At 68.9% G+C, this 17680-nt stretch carries 16 protein-coding genes; 9 read left to right on the forward strand and 7 right to left on the reverse strand.

Annotated features, from left to right (window positions below):
* The first annotated feature begins 30 nt into the window (after nt 1-30).
* Both L3V85_RS19130 and L3V85_RS19135 read left to right on the forward strand, forming a co-directional pair.
* On the forward strand, nt 31-1329 hold the full coding sequence (locus L3V85_RS19130) for an MFS transporter (RefSeq protein WP_237674318.1): 1299 nt from the start codon (nt 31-33) through the stop codon (nt 1327-1329).
* Nucleotides 1330-1360: 31 nt separating this feature from the next.
* The gene (locus L3V85_RS19135) at nt 1361-1738 is read left to right on the forward strand and encodes a VOC family protein (protein ID WP_272933830.1); all 378 of its coding nucleotides are present in this window, start codon (nt 1361-1363) and stop codon (nt 1736-1738) included.
* 31 nt (nt 1739-1769) lie between these two features.
* Here L3V85_RS19135 and L3V85_RS19140 read toward each other — a convergent pair whose 3' ends face one another.
* Both L3V85_RS19140 and L3V85_RS19145 read right to left on the reverse strand, forming a co-directional pair.
* Nucleotides 1770-2393, reverse strand: a complete 624-nt coding sequence (locus tag L3V85_RS19140; RefSeq protein WP_237674319.1) for a pyridoxamine 5'-phosphate oxidase family protein — start codon at nt 2391-2393, stop codon at nt 1770-1772.
* 45 nt (nt 2394-2438) lie between these two features.
* On the reverse strand, nt 2439-3605 hold the full coding sequence (locus L3V85_RS19145) for an MFS transporter (protein WP_237674320.1): 1167 nt from the start codon (nt 3603-3605) through the stop codon (nt 2439-2441).
* 78 nt (nt 3606-3683) lie between these two features.
* On the opposite strand from L3V85_RS19145, the gene gcvA reads away from it, so the two are divergent.
* A complete protein-coding gene (gene gcvA / locus L3V85_RS19150) occupies nt 3684-4580 on the forward strand; it encodes a transcriptional regulator GcvA (RefSeq protein WP_237680603.1) in 897 nt (298 codons plus the stop codon).
* A gap of 75 nt (nt 4581-4655) precedes the next feature.
* Nucleotides 4656-5906, forward strand: a complete 1251-nt coding sequence (locus tag L3V85_RS19155; protein ID WP_237674321.1) for an MFS transporter — start codon at nt 4656-4658, stop codon at nt 5904-5906.
* A 9-nt stretch (nt 5907-5915) separates the two neighbouring features.
* On the opposite strand, the gene L3V85_RS19160 is transcribed toward L3V85_RS19155, so the two are convergent.
* From L3V85_RS19160 to L3V85_RS19175, 4 genes are all read right to left on the reverse strand, one after another.
* Nucleotides 5916-6452 (reverse strand): methylated-DNA--[protein]-cysteine S-methyltransferase, encoded by a 537-nt coding sequence (locus tag L3V85_RS19160; RefSeq protein ID WP_237674322.1) that lies wholly within the window; start codon nt 6450-6452, stop codon nt 5916-5918.
* Between the two features lie 2 nt (nt 6453-6454).
* Nucleotides 6455-7681 (reverse strand): YbfB/YjiJ family MFS transporter, encoded by a 1227-nt coding sequence (locus L3V85_RS19165; RefSeq protein ID WP_237674323.1) that lies wholly within the window; start codon nt 7679-7681, stop codon nt 6455-6457.
* 64 nt (nt 7682-7745) lie between these two features.
* Nucleotides 7746-10823 carry an FAD-binding and (Fe-S)-binding domain-containing protein gene (locus L3V85_RS19170; RefSeq protein WP_237674324.1) on the reverse strand — a complete coding sequence of 1026 codons (3078 nt, stop codon included), beginning with the start codon at nt 10821-10823 and terminating at the stop codon, nt 7746-7748.
* A 15-nt stretch (nt 10824-10838) separates the two neighbouring features.
* Nucleotides 10839-11531 carry a GntR family transcriptional regulator gene (locus L3V85_RS19175; protein WP_237674325.1) on the reverse strand — a complete coding sequence of 231 codons (693 nt, stop codon included), beginning with the start codon at nt 11529-11531 and terminating at the stop codon, nt 10839-10841.
* A gap of 122 nt (nt 11532-11653) precedes the next feature.
* On the opposite strand from L3V85_RS19175, the gene L3V85_RS19180 reads away from it, so the two are divergent.
* The 3 genes from L3V85_RS19180 to L3V85_RS19190 all read left to right on the forward strand — a co-directional run bounded on the left by L3V85_RS19180 (nt 11654) and on the right by L3V85_RS19190 (nt 14880).
* Nucleotides 11654-12895 (forward strand): pyridoxal-phosphate-dependent aminotransferase family protein, encoded by a 1242-nt coding sequence (locus tag L3V85_RS19180; protein WP_237674326.1) that lies wholly within the window; start codon nt 11654-11656, stop codon nt 12893-12895.
* 85 nt (nt 12896-12980) lie between these two features.
* Complete coding sequence (locus L3V85_RS19185) at nt 12981-13958, forward strand: Bug family tripartite tricarboxylate transporter substrate binding protein (protein ID WP_237674327.1); 978 nt, start codon at nt 12981-12983, stop codon at nt 13956-13958.
* A 151-nt stretch (nt 13959-14109) separates the two neighbouring features.
* Nucleotides 14110-14880: a fumarylacetoacetate hydrolase family protein gene (locus tag L3V85_RS19190; protein ID WP_237674328.1), complete on the forward strand. Its 771-nt coding sequence runs from the start codon at nt 14110-14112 to the stop codon at nt 14878-14880.
* On the opposite strand, the gene L3V85_RS19195 is transcribed toward L3V85_RS19190, so the two are convergent.
* Entirely contained in the window at nt 14829-15791 is a 963-nt protein-coding gene (locus tag L3V85_RS19195) for a LysR substrate-binding domain-containing protein (RefSeq protein WP_237674329.1), read from the reverse strand. The genes L3V85_RS19190 and L3V85_RS19195 overlap by 52 nt on opposite strands.
* 94 nt (nt 15792-15885) lie before the next feature.
* On the opposite strand from L3V85_RS19195, the gene L3V85_RS19200 reads away from it, so the two are divergent.
* Both L3V85_RS19200 and L3V85_RS19205 read left to right on the forward strand, forming a co-directional pair.
* Complete coding sequence (locus tag L3V85_RS19200) at nt 15886-17076, forward strand: MFS transporter (protein WP_237674330.1); 1191 nt, start codon at nt 15886-15888, stop codon at nt 17074-17076.
* 72 nt (nt 17077-17148) lie between these two features.
* Nucleotides 17149-17673, forward strand: coding sequence for a GNAT family N-acetyltransferase (locus tag L3V85_RS19205; protein WP_237674331.1), 525 nt, complete (start codon nt 17149-17151; stop codon nt 17671-17673).
* Nucleotides 17674-17680: the final 7 nt, after the last annotated feature.

The following is a 17680-nucleotide window of genomic DNA, read 5'->3' on the forward strand; positions in this document are numbered from 1 at the left end:
AAACCAATCCACACAACACCGGAGACAACCATGAACCCCGTCGAACAGAGAACCATCTCGAAGATCAGCTGGCGGCTCTTGCCGCTGCTGATGATCAGCTACTTCATCGCCTACCTCGACCGCGTGAACCTCGGCTTTGCCGGCGCCGCCATGTCGAAGGACCTGGGCTTCACCGCGGCCGTGTTCGGCAGCGCGGCCGGCATCTTCTTCCTGGCGTACTTCCTGTTCGAGGTGCCCAGCAACATGGCGCTCGAACGCTTCGGCGCGCGTCGCTGGATCGCTCGCATCATGTTCAGCTGGGGCATCCTGTCGGCGGCGCAGGCCTGGGTGGGCGGCGCGACCAGCTTCAACATCGTGCGCTTCCTGCTGGGCATTGCCGAGGCCGGGTTCTTCCCGGGCGTGATCTTCTACATCACGCTGTGGTTTCCGGCGGCGTACCGCGCGCGCATCGTGGGTTGGTTCATGTTCGCGATTCCGATCTCGACCGTGATCGGCTCGCCCATCTCGGGCTACATCCTGAACATGGACGGCGTCGGCGGCATGCACGGCTGGCAGTGGCTGTTCATCCTGGAGGCGCTGCCCTCGCTGGTGCTGACCTTCTTCGTGCTGATGTACCTGCCCGACGGCCCCAAGGACGCCAAGTGGCTCACCGACGAAGAGCGCACCTGGCTGCAGCGCACGCTGGACGCCGAGCGCCAGAACCGCGAGTCGATCAACAAGATCTCGTGGAAGCAGTCGCTGCTGAACCCGCGCGTGATCGGGCTGGGCTTCGTCTACATGGGCATCACCGTGCCGCTGTACGGCCTGAGCTTCTTCCTGCCGCAGATCATCAAGGGCTTCGGCGGGCTGAGCAACGTGCAGATCGGCTTCATCAATGCGTTCCCGTACCTGGTCGGCGCCGTCGCCATGCTGTTCTGGACGCGCGCCTCCGATGCGCGCAAGGAGCGCAAGTGGTTCCTGCTGATTCCGCTGGCCTGCATCTTCGTGGGCCTGGTGCTGGCGGCGCAGACCAGCTCGCCGGTGCCCAAGATGGCCGCCGTGACGCTGGCCGCCTTCGGCATCTTCAGCGCGCTGCCCACCTTCTGGACCCTGCCCACCGCCATCCTGAGCGGCACCGCCGCCGCGGCCGGCATTGCGTGGATCAATTCCATCGGCAACCTCGGCGGCTACATCGGCCCGACGATCTTCGGCGCGCTGAAGGACAGGATGGGCAACGACATCTACGCGGTGATCTTCCTCGCGCTGTTGTCGGTGGTGGCCTTCGTGCTGGTGCTGATCATCGGCCACGATGCGCGCACCGAGCAGGCGGTGGCGCCGGGCCGGGCCTGAGCGCGGAAGCGCAAGGGCACAATCCTCGCCCGTGACTTCCACCACACGGCCGCTCCACACCATCCTCCTGTACGCCCGCGACATGCGGGCGACGGCCGGGTTCTATTGCACGCACTTCGGGTTCGAGTCGACGCTCGAAGTCGTGGAGGGTCTGATCGAACTCCGGTCGACGAGCGGCGGTGCGAACCTGTTGATCCACCAGGCGGCAAAGAGCGTGAAGCTCGGGCAGGTCGGCGTGAAGCTGATGTTCGATGTCGAAGACATCGAAGCCTTCAAGCAGAAAAGCACGGCAAGCGGGCTGGCCTTCGGCCCCACGCATACGGCCAACGGCTACGCGTTCGCCAACGCGAAAGACCCGGACGGCAATCCGGTGGCCATTTCGAGCCGGGCGTTTCGCGCCGCGAGCTGATCCGGCCGGGCCCGGGAGCCCGGCCCGTTCTTCAGTAGAGCGTGGCCTTCTGCCTTGCGGGCAGTTCCCTGTCGTAGGTCTCGCCGTCGAATTGCGCTTCGGTCAGTGCCGACAGAATGGCACCCGGCGTCGGCACGCTGCGCTTCGCATCCGCCTGTACCGGCTCCCAGAGCTTCGAGCGCTGGATCGCACGCGCGCATTGAAAGAACACCGTCTCCACCCGAACCTCGATCACGCATTGCGGTGGCTTGCCTTCCATCGCGAGGCTGGCCAACAACTTCGGCTCGACCGTGATGCGCGCCCTGCCGTTCACCCGCAGCGTCTCGCCCACGCCGGGAATCAGGAACAGCAGCCCGACGCGCGGGTCGGCCACGATGTTGCGCAGGCTGTCGATGCGGTTGTTGCCGCGCCGCTCGGGCATCAACAGCGTCTTGTCGTCCCGCACCACGACGAAGCCCGGCGGGTCGCCGCGCGGCGAGGCGTCCAGGCCTCCTGGACCGACCGTGGAAAGCACTGCGAAGGGAGACGCCTCGATCAACGCCCGGTAGGCCGGGTGCAGGTACGGCACCTCTTTCTTCAGCGAGGCTTCGCCAGGCTGGCCGAACAGGGCTTCGAGCTGCGCCACGGTTTCGATGGCGTGCGGCGACGTTGTCATTGCAATGGCTCCAGGAGATGGAAAAAAAGAATGCAGGATTGTTGTTCAGCCCGCCGTGCGCGTCGCATCCGCGGCCATGGGCGATGAGTTCCAGCCGCAGGCCAGCGCGGCCAGCGCCAGCAGCAGTGCGGCGATGCCGTAGATCCATGGCGGCGAAGCCACCGGCAGCAGCAGCCCCGCGATCAGCGGCCCGGTGCCGGCGCCGATGTCGCGCCAGACAGAGCGCGCGGCCAGCGCCTGCACACGCTCCGGCCCGGGTGTGCGCCGGGCCACGATGGGCGGCAGCAGCGGCAGTTGCAAGGCGCGCAGCACCACGATCAGCGCCGCGCAGCTCCACAGCCAGCCGAGGCCGAAGCCCACCAGCGCGATCGCGGTGAGGAGCGACAGGCTCACCAGCAGCCGCTCAGCGCCCCAGCGCTCCGCCATGTGGCCGCCGACCGGGCTCAGCAGAATCTCCGCCAGGTAGCGCAGCGCCATCAGCACGCCGGCCACGATCACCGCGCCGCCCGGCATCAGGTCCTTGCCGAGGTAGGACAGGCCGACGATGAAGAGCCCGTCCAGCGTCAGCCCCTCCATGAACGACCAGCTGTCGAGGCTGTTGGGCCGCTTGAAGCGCCGCGTGGGCTTGCCCACCGGATGCGGCGCCGAAGGCAACCGCCGCGTGACCAGGCAGGCGAGCAAAGAGAACACTGCGAGGATGCCGAAGATCGCGCGCGGGCCCACCCAGTGCGCGAGCAAAGCGCCCAGCGGCAGCGCCAGCACCGGCCCCATTGCGATGAAGGCACGCGAACGCCCGTTGCGCCGCGCCGCGCCGACCGGGTCGGCCGTGGCCAGCGCCTGCGTCGACAGGTTGAGCGCCGCGAAGCACAGGCCCCACATCAGCCGCAGCGGCAGCAGCGCCCAGAAACCAGAAAGCGTGGTGTAGCCGAGGGCACAGACCGCGGCCGCCACGACGGCCAGCGTGCAGGTGGGCCGGTCGCCGTTGCGCGCGTAGAAGCGGGCGACGAAGCCGTAGCCCGCGATGCGCACCAGCCGGTTGGCGGCGAGCAGCATGCCGGCCTCGGCCAGCGTCACGCCGAACTGGTCGGCATACATCGGCAGCAGCAGGTAGAGCACCACGTCGGCCGGCAGCGAAAGGCCGAGCGCCATCGCCGCATGGCGGGAATTCAGGTCGGTGGAAGTGGGGGCGGAAGCGGGTTGAGTGCTGGACATCGAGCGCCGATGGTGCGCCGCACCACGCATGCCTGACAAACGACATAAACGACCGCCATGCGTGAGAAAATCGCACGCATGCCGTCTCGCGAGCCTCCCCTCAACGCCGTGCGCGCCTTTGCCGCGGCCGCCCGCCACCTGAGCTTCACGCGCGCGGCGCTCGAACTGCACGTCACGCACAGCGCGGTGAGCCGGCAGATCAAGAGCCTGGAGGAGTTCCTGGGCGTCGAGCTGTTCGAGCGGCGCATCCGCCAGGTGGCGCTGACGGCCGAGGGGCAGCAGTTCTTCGCCGAGGTCGAGCCGGCGCTGGCGCAGATCGGCGCCGCGGCGCGGGCGCTGCAGGCACAGGGCACGGCGCGCGCGGTGCGCATCAACGTGCGCCCTTCCTTCGCGGTGCGCTGGCTCATTCCGCGCCTGCCCTCCTTCGTCGAGCAATACCCCGACATCGAGCCTCAGGTGGTCACCAGCACGGTGATGCCCGAGCAGGCGGTTGACAGCTTCGACATCGCGGTGCGCCGCGGGCGCGAAGGCTGGCCGCCGTCCATCAAGGTGCGGCCCTTCCTGAAGGACGAAGTGCTGGTGGTCGGTGCGCCGTCTCTCTTCAAGACCCATCCGCTGCCCGACTTGCGCTCGCTGGCGGCGCACGTGCTGCTGTCGGCCAAGACACGCAAGGACGACTGGGATGCCTGGAAGAAGCAGTTCGGCGCGCCGCGCGCAAGGCCCGCGGGCCGGCTGCAGTTCGACCACCTGCACTTCGTGCTGCAGGCGGCGGTCGACGGCCTGGGCATCGCGCTGGCGCCGACCTCGCTGGTGTCGCACGACCTGGCCTCGGGCCGGCTGCAATCGCCACTGCCGGCGCTGCGCATGACGCTGGATCGCTACTACTACGGCCTGTCGCCAGACGCCGCGCCGGAAGCGGCGTACGTGGCGGAATGGTTCGAGCGGATGCAGGCCGGAGCGGCGAAAGCGACTTGAGAGGCAGCGCACGGCGCTGATGCTCGTGTCCGGAAGCGGCCAGCGCCATTGGTTCGCCGATCGCACGATGGGGGCATGACCTCCACGACAACACCAACACCGACGACACCGCTTCCCCGCGCCTTCCTGAATCTCGCGTGGTCCAACCTGGCCGCGCAGTCCGCCGAGCAACTGAGCCTTGCGGCCGTGCCGCTGGTCGCCGTGCTCGCGCTCCAGGCCGGTCCTGGAGAAATCGGCTTTCTCGCCGCGATCCAGACCCTGCCCTTCCTGCTGGTCTCCATGCCGCTGGGCCTGCTGGCCGATCGCATGTCGCGGCGGCGCCTGATGGTGTGGGCCGAGGGGCTGCGGGCGGTATCGCTGCTGATGCTGCTCGCGCTGGTGTTCTGGTCCAAGCTCGGCATCGCGTGGCTCGCGGTGCTCGGCTTTCTCGGCGCCGTGGGCACTGTCGGTTTCAGCGTCGCGGCGCCTGCGCTGGTGCCGGCCCTCGTGCCGCGCGATGCGCTGGCCGTGGCCAACGAGCGGCTGGAGCTTGCGCGCAGTGCTGCGTTCACGGGAGGGCCCGCGCTCGCTGGCGCGCTTGTCGCGTGGGCGGGCGCATCGGCGGCCTTCGTGCTCGCTGCCGTGCTTTCGGTCTCGGCCGTCGGCCTGCTGCTGAGCCTGCGCGAGGCGCCGCTCGCGCACGTCGCATCGCGGCGCAATCCGCTGCTCGACGTGAGGGACGGCGCGCGCTTCGTCTGGCGGCATGAACTGCTGCGACCGATGCTGATGACCGGCGCGGTATTCAACATCTCGTGGTTCGTGCTGCAGGCGGCCTATGTGCCCTATGCGGTGCGCGTGCTCGGGCTCGGCGCGCAGGCGGTCGGCTTCACGTTGGCGATGTACGGCGCGGGCATGGTGTTCGGCGCGTTGCTGACGGCGCGGGTGGTGGCGCGCATGCCGTTCGGGCGCGCCATCCAGATCGGCCCGGCGGCGGCGGTCGTTGCCGGCGCGCTGATGGCCGGGACGCTTGTCGTGCCCAGCGCGGCACTGGCTTCGCTGTCGTTCTTTCTCTTCGGCGCGGGTCCGATGGTCTGGGTCATCACCTCGGCCACGCTGCGCCAGAGCGTTGCGCCGCCGGCCATGCTGGGCCGCGTATCGGCGGTGTTCCTGACGATCAACACCGGCGCGCGGCCGATCGGCGCGGCGCTCGGAGGGCTGGTCGGTGCAACGCAGGGCGAGTCGGCTTGCCTGCTGCTGGCGCTCGCGGGCTTCGCGCTGCAGGCGGGGATCATCTTCGCCTCGCGCATCGCGACCTTGCGACGGCTGCCGGCGCTTGCCGCCACCTGAGCCTGAGCGCTAGAACAAGGACGCCAACCCGTTGGGCCGCGCATCCTCGATGGCGAGCATGCGCAGCTTGGTCAGCGCGCCGCCGCCGGCCGAGAAGCCGCCGGGCTTGTTGCCGGCCGCCAGCACACGGTGGCAGGGCACCACCGGCGCGAAGGGGTTGAGGCCCATGGCCTGCCCCACCGCGCGCGAGAGGCTCTTGTCGCCGAGTTCTTCCGCGATCTCGCCGTAGGTGCGCGTCTGCCCGGGTGGAATGCGCCGCGCGATGGCGTAGATGCGCTGGTGAAATTCCGACACGCCGCGCATGTCGAGTTCGATGTGGCCCAGGTCGTCATGCACGCCTTGCAGCAGGCCCTGGATGGCCGAGATGGCGCGTTGTGCCGCCTCGTCGGGCTGCTCTTCATGAAGATCGGGAAAGCGCCGCTTCATGCGTGCTCGCGTGGCGGGCTCGCCGTCGTCCGCGGGCAGTTGCACGCCGACCAGCCCTTGCGGTCCCCAGGCCAGGGCGCACATGCCGATGGAGGTCTCGAACAGGGCAAAGCCGCTCATCGTCAAGCCTCCTGCAGCGAATGCTGGCGCGACGCCAGCACGGCCGCCGCCCACAGCGTGATCGCCGAAGCAACGAGGCCGCGCGCCAGGCCGCCAGGGCCGTCCGAGATCCACCCCGTCACGGTCGGCCCGACGATCTGCCCCGCCGCGAAGACGATGGTGAACATGCTGATGCCCTGCGCCCAGCACGCGGGCGGCAGGTTGTGGCGCACCAGCGCGGTGGTCGACGCCACCACCGACAGGAACACACCGCCGAACAGCACACCCGACACCAGCGCCACCGGCGCCGAGGGGCTCAGCACCGGCAGCAGCGTGGCCACGCCGAGCAGCCCGTTCAGCAATGCCTGCGGCTGGCCGCCACGATAGCGATCGAGCAGCCCGGCCCACAGCCGCGAGGAAGCCACGCAAGCGACACCCAGCAGGGCATAGAACAAGGTGATGAAGCCGGCGCTGGCGCCCTGCTCCCGCAGCAGCGCGATCACGAAAGTCATGTAGCCGATGTAGCCCATGCCGAACAGCGCGTAGCCCGCCAGCGCCCAGCCGAAGCGGTGCAGCGCGACCGGCGGTGCGCTGGTAGTTGTTGCGGTTGGCGATGCAGCGTGCGCCGCGGGTCTGTCCGGCATCGCGCGGCCGGCCCAGGCCAGCAGGCAGGTGGCGGCCGCGCTCGCGATGGCCAATGCCCACCACGCCCAGGCCCAGCCGTGCGGCACGTCGGCAGCAGCGCGCAGCACCTGCGGCACCAGCAGCGCCGACAACGCAATACCGAACCCGGTGCCGCCGTAGTAGATGCCGAGCAGCAGGCCGCCACGCGAAGACCCGGCCTCGCCGAGCCGCGCGGCCAGCAGGCCGCCCGCCACGAACACCCAGGCACTGGCGATGCCCGCCAGCAGGCGTTGCAACAACAGCGCCGGCGCCGCGGTCACGAAACCGCTGCCCGCCATGAAGACGCTCGCCAGCACCGCACCGACCAGCAGCAGCCGCGTCACGCCGAAGCGGCGCATCAACACCGGCGTGATCAGCGCGCCGATCAGGTAACCCACCGCGTTGGCCGTGTTCATGCCGCCGGCCAGCGCGTAGCTCCAGCCGAGGTCGGCGCGCATCGGCGGCAGCAGCAGCCCGTAGGAAAAACGCGTGATGCCGAGCGACACGGCCGCGCCCATCGAGAGCGCGAATGCGAGCCGGAGCGCGGGTTGTGCCGGAACGGCGGTGGAAGTGAGCGAAGTCGACATCGGAAGCGAGGGGGTGCCGCGCATTTTGCGGCACCCTGCCCGATCCTGCTGCTGGGGGCTCCCCTCAGGCCGTGCCGGCGACAGGGTCGCCGTGCGGCAGGTGGCGCTCCAGCAATACGGCCACATGCACCGCCTCGCGACGGGCGCCGTCTTCTATCTGGTGGCGGCAGCTGGTGCCGTCGGCCACGACGATCGCATCAGGCCTGGCGCGAATGGCGGGCAACAGGCTCGCCTCGGCCATCTGCATCGAGACCTCGAAGTGGCTGGCCTCGTAGCCGAAGCTGCCGGCCATGCCGCAGCAGGAGCTTTCGATCAGCTCCGGTTGCGCGCCGGGAATCAGCTTCAGCACCTCCATCACCGGGCTCACCGCGCCGAAGGCTTTCTGGTGGCAATGGCCGTGCAGCAGGATGGGCGCTTCGGCCGGGCGCAGCGCCAGTTCGAAGCGGCCGAGCTTCACTTCACGCGCAATGAATTCCTCGAACAGCAGCGCGTGCTTCGCCACCAACTCGGCCTTCTCGCCGAAGCCCATCACCAGCGTTTCGTCGCGCAGGGTGAGCAGGCACGAAGGCTCCAGGCCGACGATGGGCACGCCGGCTCGCGCCAGCGGCACGAGCGTATCGATCAGCGCCTCGGCCTTTGCCTTGGCCTCTTCGACCATGCCGCTGGCCAGGAAGGTGCGGCCGCAGCAGTGGTGCCCGCCGCGCTTTTCGACGGTGTGCAGCAGGTAGCCCGCGGCCTGCAGCACGCGCGCCGCGGCGAAGGCATTCTCGCTCTCGAAGGTGCCGTTGAAGGTGTCGACGAACAGCACCGCCGCCTTGCCGCCGCGCCGCGCGACGGCCAGCACCGCGTCGCGGTCGGCGAACAGGCCGGGCTCGTTGTCCTTGGCGCGCCAGAAGGTGTCGCTGCGCCATGCGGGCAGCGAGCGCTTCGCGGAAAAGCCCAGCAGCTTTTCGCCGATCCATGCGGCGCCGGGCACGCTGTTGCGCAGGTTCAGCAGCCACGGCAGGCGGCTGGCCCTGTGGGCGTAGTCGGGCAGCCTGGCCACGAGCTTGTCTTTCAATGTGTGGCCGTGGCGCTTCTTGTAGTGGTCGAGGAACTCGACCTTCATCTTCGCCATGTCCACGCCCGTGGGGCAGTCGCGCTTGCAACCCTTGCAGCCGACGCACAGGTCCATGGTCTCGTGCATGGCCTCGCTGGTGAAGGCGTCGGGGCCGAGCTGGCCCGAGAGCGCCAGGCGCAGCGTGTTGGCGCGGCCGCGCGTCAAGTGCTGCTCGTCGCGCGTCGCGCGGTAGCTGGGGCACATGGTGCCGGCGTCGAACTTGCGGCAGTGCCCGTTGTTGTTGCACATCTCCACGGCCTTGGCGAGGCCGCCGGTGCTGTCGCCGCCGGTGCCGGGTGCGCTCGTCACCTCGGTCACGGGGTCGGCGTTGACGTTCCATGCGGACCAGTCGAGCACCGGCTTGAGCTCGATGCGGCGGTACGGCTTCGGCGCGGTGGGCGGCGCGAAGCGGAACAGCGAGCCGTCGTCCATGCGCGGCGTGTCGATGATCTTGCCGGGGTTGAACAGGTCCAGCGGGTCGAGCTTGCGCTTGATGGCGCGAAAGGCCTCGTTGATGGCCGGGCCGAACTGCCATTCGATCCATTCGCCGCGGCACAGGCCGTCGCCGTGTTCGCCGCTGAAGGCGCCCTTGTACTTGCGCACCAGCGCGCTCGCCTCTTCGGCAATGGCGCGCATCTTGGCGGCGCCGTCCGCGCGCATGTCGAGAATCGGACGCACATGCAGCGTGCCGACCGAGGCATGGGCGTACCAGGTGCCCCTGCTGCCGTACTTCGCGAACACTTCGGTCAGCGCGTCGGTGTATTCGGCCAGGTGCTCGAGCGGCACGGCGCAGTCCTCGATGAAGCTCACCGGCTTGCCGTCGCCCTTGAGGCTCATCATGATGTTCAGGCCGGCCTTGCGCACCTCCCACAGGTTTTTCTGGCGCGCGTCGTCAGGCATCTCGACCACGCTGCCCGGCAGGCCGAGATCGCCCATCAGCTCGACCAGTTGCTTGAGTCGCGGCAGCAACGCGGCCTTGTCGGCCCCCGAGAACTCCACCAGCAGGATGGCGGCCGGCTTGCCGATGAGCGCCGTTTCCACCGTGGGCCTGAAGGCCGGGTTCGCGAGGCTCAGCTCGATCATGGTGCGGTCGACCAGCTCCACCGCCGTCGGCCCGAGCTTCACGATGTGCTGCGCCGCATCCATTGCCGCGTGGAAGGTCGGGAAGTTGACGATGCCCAGCACCTTGGCGCGCGGCAGCGGCGCGAGCTTGAGTTTCAGGCTGCGGGTGTAGGCCAGCGTGCCTTCGGAGCCGATCAGCAGATGCGCCAGGTTCACGCTGCCGTCCGCCGTGTACGGCCGCTCGCTCTGGTTGTCGAAGATGTCGAGGTTGTAGCCCGCCACGCGGCGCATCACCTTGGGCCAGTGCTCGGCCATCTGCTCGCGCTGCTGCCTGGCCAGCCCGCGCACGAACTGCGCGATGCCCGCCGCACGCACGCCCAGCGACCCCACCGGACCGAAGTCGACCAGCTCGCCGTTCGACAGCCATGCGCTTGCACCCAGCACGTTGTGCACCATGTTGCCGTAGGCAATGGAACGCGAGCCGCAGGAGTTGTTGCCCGCCATGCCGCCCAGCGTGGCCTGCGCGCTGGTCGACACGTCCACCGGATACCACAGGCCGTGCGGCTTGAGCTGCGCGTTCAGGTGGTCGAGCACGAGGCCGGGCTGGACCGTGGCCGTGCCCTCTTCCACGTTCAGGTCGAGCACGCGCCTGAAGTGCTTGCTGTTGTCGATGACCAGCGCCGCGCCCGTGGTCTGCCCGCACTGGCTGGTGCCGCCGCCGCGCGCGAGCACCGGCACCTTCAGGTCGCGCGCGATGTCGATGGCGGTGGCGATGTCGCGCTCGCTCCTGGGCACGAAGGCTCCCACGGGCGTGATCTGGTAGATCGACGCGTCTGTGGCGTAGCGCCCGCGCGAACCGTCGTCGAACAGCACCTCGCCCTGCGTGTCGGCGCGCAGCCGGCGCGCGAGCAGCTCGCAGGTGTCGTTGGGCGGAAGAACGGTTCCGGCTGGCTGCATGTGGCTGGCGGGATCGATGCGCATGGTGTTTTTTTCCGGTCAGCGTGACTTGGCCGAGGGATAGATTTCGCCGGCGCGCAGCAGCTCGAGCACGGTGTCGCGCTTGCGCAGCACGTGCGCCACGAGCACCTTGCGCATGGCGGCGGCGTCGCGCGCGGCCAGCGCGTCGATCATCTGCTCGTGCTCCTCCACGGCATGCTTCCACTTCGCCTCGTTCTGGTTGGTGCGAAAGCGCAGCGACTGCACGCGTGCATTGATGGAGCGGTAGGTGTTCGACAGCACCGGGTTGGCGGCCGCGTCGTTGATGGCGGTGTGGATGCGCGCGTTCAGGCGGTAGTAGCCCGACAGGTCGCGGCGCGCGAAGCAGGCCATCATTTCGTAGTGCAGCGCGCGCACCTCGGCCAGTTCTTCGTCGGTGATGCGCTTGGCCGCCAGCTCGCCGGACATGCCTTCGAGCATGGCCAGCACCTCGAAGGTGTCGAGCACGTCGGCCTCGGTGAGCTTCACCGCCACCGCGCCGCGGTTGGGCAGCAGGTCGACCAGCCCTTCGGCAGCGAGCAGCTTGATGGCCTCGCGCAGCGGCGTGCGCGACACGTTCAGCTGCAGGCACAGCTCGCGTTCGTTGAGCTTGGCGCCGGGCGCGATGTGCCCCTCCACCAGCATGGTCCGCAGCCGCGAGGCCACTTGGTCATGCAGCGCGAGGCGCGAGATTTCGATGATTTCCGCAGTCATGGTTTTTCCCTTTGATTGCATTTTGAATGCAAAAAATCGGCACCACAACCTGGATAGATCAGGGTAAACCATCAAGCAAAAATGCATTTTGAATGCAAAACTGAAAAGCGAAAGGACAGTCCATGCTGCAACTCGACATCCATCCCACCGGCCGCCACTTCCTCCAGATTCCCGGCCCGAGCCCCGTGCCCGACCGCATCCTGCGGGCCATGAGCCTGCCCACCATCGACCACCGCGGGCCCGAGTTCGGCACGCTGGGGCTGAAGGTGCTGGGCGGCATCAAGCAGATCTTCAAGACGAAGCACCCGGTCGCCATCTACCCCGCATCGGGCACTGGCGCGTGGGAAGCCGCGCTCGCCAACACGCTGAGCTCCGGCGACCACGTGCTGATGTACGAAACCGGCCACTTCGCCTCGCTGTGGCAGAAGATGGCCACGCGCCTGGGCCTGTCGACCGAGTTCCTCGCGTGGTCGGGCACCGACGCGCAACTGCCGAACGCACCGAGCTGGCGCCGCGGCGTGCAGGCCGAGCTGATCGAAGCGCGCCTGCGCAAGGACACCGAAAAGAAGATCAAGGCCGTGTGCGTGGTGCACAACGAGACCTCCACCGGCGTCACTTCCGACATCGCCTCGGTGCGCAAGGCCATCGACGCGGCGGGCCACCCGGCCCTGCTGATGGTCGACAGCATCTCCGGCCTTGCCAGCGCCGACTACCGCCATGACGAATGGGGCGTGGACGTGTGCGTCAGCGGCTCGCAGAAGGGCCTGATGCTGCCGCCGGGCATCAGCTTCAACGCGCTGTCGCCGCGTGCGCTCGAGGTCTCGAAGACCGCGAAGCTGCCCAAGGCCTTCTGGGCCTGGGACGAGATCGTCGAGATGAACAAGGACGGCTACTGGCCCTACACGCCCAACACCAACCTGCTCTACGGCCTGTCGGAGTCGCTGGACATGATCCTCGGCGAAGGGCTGGACAACGTGTTCGCGCGCCACCAGCGCTGGGCCGCCGGCGTGCGCGCCGCGGTCCATGCCTGGGGCCTGCCGATCCAGTGCGCCGACCCGGCCGTCTACTCGCCGGTGCTCACCGGCGTGATCACGCCCGAAGGCGTGGACGCCGACGCGTTGCGCCGGCTGATCCACCAGCGCTTCGACCTTTCGCTGGGCACGGGCCTGGGCAAGCTCAAGGGCCGCATGTTCCGCATGGGCCACCTGGGCGACAGCAACGACCTGACGCTGGTGGCCATGGTCGCCGGCGTCGAGATGGGCATGAAGCTCGCGGGCATCAAGCTGGCCGGCAGCGGCGTGCACGCGGCCATGGACCACTTCGCGAACCACACGGCACCGGCCGCGCTGCAGAAAGCCGCATAGGCACGCAGCACTGCCGGTGCCGCACCGGCAGCAACAGGCGCCCCCGGCGCGCATCGGATTCCTACCTACGACGGAGACAAAGAAGATGCAAAGACGTTCCCTCATCCAGGCCGCCGGCGCGGCCGCCGCCACGCTGGGCGTGCCCCGGCTCTTCGCGCAGGAGTGGCCTTCGGGCCCGGTGCGCATCGTGGTCGGTTTTCCGCCGGGCGGCGGCACCGACGCCCTGGCCCGCGTGGTCGCGCAGAAGCTCACCATCATGTGGGGCCAGCAGGTCATCGTGGAGAACAAGGGCGGCGTGGCGGGCGTGCTCGCGGCCGACTACGTGGCGCAGCAGCCGGCCGACGGCAGCACGCTTCTCATGGCGCACATCAACAGCCACGCGCTGGCGCCCAGCCTGCAGCCCAAGCTGCGCTACAACGTCGAGCGCGACTTCGTGCCGATCGTGCTCGTGGGCGTCACGCCCAACCTGCTGATCGCCAACCCGGGGCAGAAGGCACTGAGCGTGAAGGACATCGTGGCCACCTGCAAGGCGGCGCCCGGCACCATCAGCTTCGGCTCCGCAGGCGCGGGCTCGGCGCAGCACCTGGCGCTGGAGATGTTCAAGCTGCAGGGCGGCGTCGATGCGCTGCATGTGCCGTACAAGGGCAGCGGCCCGCTGCTGGCGGATCTGATGGGCGGGCAGATCCAGTACAGCTTCGAGACCATGACCGCCGCCACGCCGCATGTAAAGAACGGCCGCGTCATCGCGGTCGCGCAGACGCGCACCAAGCGCGCCAAGGGGCACCCGAGCGTGCCGACGATGCAGGAGCAAGGCTTCCAGGGCTTCGAGGCGACCACCTGGTACGGGCTCGCGGGGCCGGGCAAGCTGCCGGCTTCCATCGCGCAGAAGGTCAATCGCGATGTGAACACCGTCTTGGCGATGCCCGATGTGCAGGAACGGCTCGACACCTACGGCGCCGAAGACGGCGGCGGCTCGCAGGACAAGTTCAAGCAGTTCATCAGCACCGAGATCGCGAAGTGGGCCAAGGTGGTGAAGGACGGCAACGTCCACGTCGAAAGCTGAAGAACCGATCTCGCCCCCAGGCTTCGCGCACTTCGTGTCGCTGCGCCAACCCCCTCCCGGGGGCAACACCTGAGGCCCGGCAAAGCCGGCTCCTCGGTGTTCCACGAAAGGTCGGCATCCCCGGCCACGTTTTGCTGAGAAGATCCGGAAGATGAACCCATCCCAGACCGCTCTTACCGATGCCCTCGTCGCCGCGCGCCGCGGCAATCGCACCCTCGACGCCACGCCCTGGCTCGACGCGCTCGAAACCGCCGACCAGGCCTATGAAGTGCAGGACGCCGTGGCCGCGGCGCTCGGCTGGTTCGGCTCGGCGGCCGTGCCCGGCACCTGGAAGTCGGGCGGCGGCTCGCGCAACGCGACGCTCACGCATGCACCGCTGCCTCCCGCCGGCGTGCGCCCCAGCCCGGCGGACTTCAGCGACCTCGTGTTCCACACGCCCGGCATCGAGGCGGAAATCGCGCTGCGCCTCGGCCAGGACGTCACGCCCGCACAAGCGGCGAAGCTCGACCACGGCAACGCCGCGTCGGTCGTCGATGCCATGGCCGTGTCGGTCGAGATCGTCGACGCCCGCTGGCAGGACCTGCCCTCCACGCCCGCCCTGCTGCGCCTGGCCGACTCGCAGGTACACGGCGCGCTGGTGGTCGGCGAATGGAAGCCGTATGCGGCGCTCGATTGGTCTTTGCAGCGCTGCGAGACCAAGGTCGGCGATGCGGACCTGGTGGTGCGCACGGGCACGCATCCGCTGGCCGACCCCACGTGGCTGCTGCCGATCTGGCTGCGCCACCTCACACGGAACGGCCACACGGTGCCGGCCGGCACGGTCGTCACTACCGGCTCGTGGGTCGGCGTGCTGCCCTGCCGGCGCGGCGATCAGGTAATGGCCGAGTTCCCCGGCGTCGGCGCAGTCCGCTTGAGCGTGTAGCGCCCGCCGCCCACGCCGGAGCACGCGACCAGGAAGTCCAGCACAGCGCGCACTCGGGCCGGCAGCGTGCCGGCCTTGCCGATGTACACCGCGTGGATCGGCTCCACCTCGCAGGGGTTGAACTCCTGCAGCAGCGGCACCAGCCGGCCGGCGTCGATGTCATGCTGTATGTGATACAGCGACAGGCGCGCCACGCCCGCCCCTGCGATGGCCAGTTGCCGCAAGGTCTCGCCATCGCCGGCACGCACCGGGCCGGCAACCGGTAGCCACTGCGTTCGACCATCGACGCGCAGCGGCCAGTCGGGAGAATTGCGGCGGTAGCTCCAGCCCAGCCGGTTGTGCGCTTCCAGTTCCTGCGGCGTGCGCGGCGTGCCGTATTTCGCGAGGTAGGACGGCGCGGCCACGATCGACTGGCTGGTCTCGCCGAGCCGCCGGGCCACCAGGTCGGACGACGGCAGTTGGCCCCACCGGATGGCGATGTCGGCGCGCTCGTCCATCAGGTCGACGATGCGGTCGGTCAGCGCGATGTCCAGCGTGATCTGCGGATGCATCTCCAGCAGGCGCGGCACCAGCGGCACCAGCTTGTGCTGCCCGAAAGACACGCTCGCGTTGATGCTCACCCGCCCGCGCGGTGCGGCGCCGGCAGCGGCGCAGCGCTCGGCCTCGTCCATGTCGGCGAGAACGCGCAGGCTGCGCTCGTAGAACTCCGTGCCCTCGGGCGTGAGCTGCAGCTTGCGGGTGGAGCGGTGCACCAGCTGGATGCCCAGGCGCAGTTCCATGCGGGAGATGAGCTTGCTCACGGCCGAAGGGGTCATGCCCAGCAGCCGCGCAGCCGCCGAGAAACCACCCGACTCCACCACCTGGACGAAGGCTTCCATCTCGCCGGAACGGTTGACTTCGATGCGCGGCATGGCGGGCTCCTATTTCTGTGATTTCAACTCACAAATCCTTGTACCGGCGGCATTCTAGTCATCGAGACTGTTTGTCTCCACAGTACAGGGCATCATGCCAATCGCTCTACTTGCCCTCACCGCCGGTGCCTTCGGAATAGGCACCACCGAGTTCGTCATCATGGGCCTGCTGCTGCAGGTCTCGACGGACCTGAATGTTTCCATCACGGCCGCCGGCCTGCTGATCTCGGGCTATGCGCTCGGGGTCGCGGTCGGCGCTCCCGTGCTCACCATCGCCACGCGCAAGCTGCCCCGCAAGACGGTGCTGCTGGCGCTGATGGCGATCTTCACGCTCGGCAACCTGGCCTGCGCGGTCGCGCCCAACTACGAAATGCTGATGGCGGCGCGGGTGATCACCTCGCTGGCACACGGCACCTTCTTCGGCGTCGGCTCGGTGGTGGCCACCGGCCTGGTGGCGCCCGAGCGCCGCGCCTCGGCCATCGCGATCATGTTCACCGGCCTGACCGCCGCCACGCTGCTGGGCGTGCCGGCCGGCGCATGGCTGGGCCTGCACCTGGGCTGGCGCGCCGCGTTCTGGGCGGTGGCCGTGCTGGGCGTGCTGGCCTTCGCGGTGCTCGCCGTGTTCGTGCCGCGCAGCCGCACCGACGCACCTCTTGCTCCTTTGCGCGAAGAGCTCGCGGTTCTCGTGCGCCCGCAGGTGCTGCTGGGACTTGCCATGACGGTGCTGGGCTTTGCCGGCGTGCTGGCCGTCTTCACCTACATCCAGCCGCTGCTGACGCAGGTCACGGGGCTGTCGGAATCGGCCGTGTCGCCGGTGCTGCTGGTGTTCGGCGGCGGGCTGGCCGTCGGCAACATCCTGGGCGGCAAGCTGGCCGACCGCGCGACCATGCCGGCCGTGCTGGGCACACTGGCCGTTCTGGCGGTGGTGTTGGGCGTCATGCATTGGGTCATCGGCACGCCGTGGATGGCGGTGGCCTTCGTCGGCCTGCTGGGCGTGGCCTCGTTCGCCACGGTCGCGCCGATGCAGCTGCGGGTGCTCGAGAAGGCCTCGGGCGCGGGCCAGAACCTGGCGTCGAGCCTCAACATCGCGGCCTTCAACCTGGGCAATGCGCTAGGCGCCTGGGTCGGCGGCGTGGTGATCGCACAGGGGCCGGGGCTGCGCGCACTGGGTTGGGTGGCCGCGCTGCTCACGCTGGTGGGGCTGGCTATCGCGCTGTGGAGCCGAGCGCTGGACCGGCGCGAACCGCGCCTCCCGCTGGGCGATTGCGCTTCACAAACAGCCTGATCTTTCTTTCTCTTCGCAGGATTTACGGGAAGGCAGAATCCAGGGAAGCCAACGCCCCGTATCTCCTGCGCAATGCCCCTTTCCCTCCAAGTCCGCCCCGCCGTTGCGACCGACGCACACGCGCTGGCGGCCTTGGCCATCCAGGTCTGGCTGGACACCTACGCCACCGATGGCGTGAATGACCTGCTGGGGCGGCATGTGCTCGACGCGTTCACGCCGTCGGGCTTTGCCGCTTTGGCGCAGGACCAGGCGGCCGCGCTGCTCGTCGCGCAGAACGGTGCGCACCTCGTGGGTTATGCGCTGCTGCGCTTCGATGCCGCGCAGCCGCTCGCGCCGGCCCCGGCCAGCCATACGAAACTGTGTACGCTCTACGTGCAGGAACGCTTCACCCGGGCCGGCGTCGGCACGGCGCTGCTGGCGCAGGCACGCGCCACGGTCAGGGAGCGCACCGGCGCCGATGCGGTGTGGCTCGCCGTCAACACCCGTAACGGACGCGCCTGCCGCTTTTACGAAAAACACGGCTTCAGTATCAAGGGACAGACCTGGTTCGTCCTGGGCGAAGACCGCCACGAGAACCACGTACTCGCCCTGCCCTGAACACAGG

Origin of the sequence: Variovorax paradoxus (genome assembly GCF_022009635.1) — a bacterium.
Classification (GTDB): Bacteria; Pseudomonadota; Gammaproteobacteria; order Burkholderiales; family Burkholderiaceae_C; genus Variovorax.

What these genes read in the sequence shown, in the direction of transcription:
- L3V85_RS19165 (WP_237674323.1), bottom strand. Translation starts at nt 7,681, where the DNA reads ATGTCGACTTCGCTCACTTCCACCGCCGTTCCGGCACAACCCGCGCTC.
- L3V85_RS19175 (WP_237674325.1), bottom strand. Translation starts at nt 11,531, where the DNA reads ATGACTGCGGAAATCATCGAAATCTCGCGCCTCGCGCTGCATGACCAA.
- L3V85_RS19195 (WP_237674329.1), bottom strand. Translation starts at nt 15,791, where the DNA reads ATGCCGCGCATCGAAGTCAACCGTTCCGGCGAGATGGAAGCCTTCGTC.
- L3V85_RS19190 (WP_237674328.1), top strand. Translation starts at nt 14,110, where the DNA reads ATGAACCCATCCCAGACCGCTCTTACCGATGCCCTCGTCGCCGCGCGC.
- L3V85_RS19205 (WP_237674331.1), top strand. Translation starts at nt 17,149, where the DNA reads ATGCCCCTTTCCCTCCAAGTCCGCCCCGCCGTTGCGACCGACGCACAC.
- L3V85_RS19140 (WP_237674319.1), bottom strand. Translation starts at nt 2,393, where the DNA reads ATGACAACGTCGCCGCACGCCATCGAAACCGTGGCGCAGCTCGAAGCC.
- L3V85_RS19160 (WP_237674322.1), bottom strand. Translation starts at nt 6,452, where the DNA reads ATGAGCGGCTTTGCCCTGTTCGAGACCTCCATCGGCATGTGCGCCCTG.
- L3V85_RS19170 (WP_237674324.1), bottom strand. Translation starts at nt 10,823, where the DNA reads ATGCGCATCGATCCCGCCAGCCACATGCAGCCAGCCGGAACCGTTCTT.
- L3V85_RS19130 (WP_237674318.1), top strand. Translation starts at nt 31, where the DNA reads ATGAACCCCGTCGAACAGAGAACCATCTCGAAGATCAGCTGGCGGCTC.
- L3V85_RS19145 (WP_237674320.1), bottom strand. Translation starts at nt 3,605, where the DNA reads ATGTCCAGCACTCAACCCGCTTCCGCCCCCACTTCCACCGACCTGAAT.
- L3V85_RS19155 (WP_237674321.1), top strand. Translation starts at nt 4,656, where the DNA reads ATGACCTCCACGACAACACCAACACCGACGACACCGCTTCCCCGCGCC.
- L3V85_RS19200 (WP_237674330.1), top strand. Translation starts at nt 15,886, where the DNA reads ATGCCAATCGCTCTACTTGCCCTCACCGCCGGTGCCTTCGGAATAGGC.
- L3V85_RS19185 (WP_237674327.1), top strand. Translation starts at nt 12,981, where the DNA reads ATGCAAAGACGTTCCCTCATCCAGGCCGCCGGCGCGGCCGCCGCCACG.
- L3V85_RS19180 (WP_237674326.1), top strand. Translation starts at nt 11,654, where the DNA reads ATGCTGCAACTCGACATCCATCCCACCGGCCGCCACTTCCTCCAGATT.
- gcvA (WP_237680603.1), top strand. Translation starts at nt 3,684, where the DNA reads ATGCCGTCTCGCGAGCCTCCCCTCAACGCCGTGCGCGCCTTTGCCGCG.